This window comes from Hymenobacter sp. B1770 (assembly GCF_049896385.1).
Classification (GTDB): Bacteria; Bacteroidota; Bacteroidia; order Cytophagales; family Hymenobacteraceae; genus Hymenobacter.
Window position 1 is genome coordinate 1 of record NZ_JAFCUF010000050.1, and the last position, 959, is coordinate 959.

The 959-nt window shown below is 56.6% G+C and carries 2 protein-coding genes; one reads left to right on the top strand and one right to left on the bottom strand.

Annotation, left to right across the window (positions count from 1 at the left end):
* Positions 1 to 423: cation transporting ATPase C-terminal domain-containing protein (locus tag ACP7AJ_RS21390; protein WP_426062272.1), on the top strand; the 423-nt coding region annotated here is incomplete at its 5' end.
* Between the two features lie 296 nt (positions 424 to 719).
* Here ACP7AJ_RS21390 and ACP7AJ_RS21395 read toward each other — a convergent pair.
* The coding region (locus ACP7AJ_RS21395; protein ID WP_426062273.1) for a DUF808 family protein at positions 720 to 959 on the bottom strand (240 nt) is incomplete at its 5' end.

Consider the following 959-nt stretch of genomic DNA (forward strand, 5'->3'; position numbering starts at 1 on the left):
ACGCTGCTGGTAGGCACGCTGATGCTGGCGGGCACTTTTGGCCTGTTTGTGTACGAGCGGCACCTGGGCGCTTCGCTGGCCGAAGCCCAGACAGTGGCCACCACCGTGCTCGTGGTGATGGAGGCCTTTTACCTGCTCAGCTGCCGCTCGCTAGTGCGGCCGGTCAAGGAAATCGGCTTCTTCTCAAACCTTTGGATTTACTATGGCATTGCTGCCATGTTCCTCTTCCAGGCGGTATTTATCTATCTGCCATTCATGAATAATACCTTCAGCACCAGTCCGCTAGGGGCCGTGCAGCTGCTGCGCATTTTCGGAGCCGGGCTGGCCTTGCTGTTCATCGTGAGCATAGAAAAGCACTTGCGGTTTCGAGCCACACGCCGGGCCAGCGCCTTGACAGACGGGGCCGCTGGCCCAGGGGAGTAAAAGCTTGGGGGGCAACAACCGGTCCGACGCCCTAGGCGTCGGACCGGTTGTTGCCAGAACTAAATTCGTTTGGGAGTCCTAACGACAACCGGTCGGATGCCTAGGGTGTCGGACCGGGGCCTGCTACAAATGGGCATTCTCCTCAACGTTTTCCTAGTCACCGCCAAAGGAGCCACGGGTCTTTTCTAGAAATTCGACGGCGCTCTTCGCCGATGCTGCCCGTAACCTTGGCATCGGGCATTGAACCATTGCAACAGTGTTCAGAGCCAAAAACCGTGCAGGTAGTTTGCCCCTCCTTATTGCTTTCGGAATATCTTCTTAAACAGAAGCACGATTCTCTCAACCACAAAACCAATCAGTAGTCCGGCAACGGCACAGGCCAGCGCCTTGGCAAGCCAGGCCACCACCGGAATATGGGCTAAAGCCTGTTCTAACTCGTGCAGTAAATGACTGGTAAATGGAATGCCGTGGGCGATAATTTCGGCCCCCACCCACAGCATGGCGGCCGAGCTGTTCAAGCCGTTCATCATCCGCAA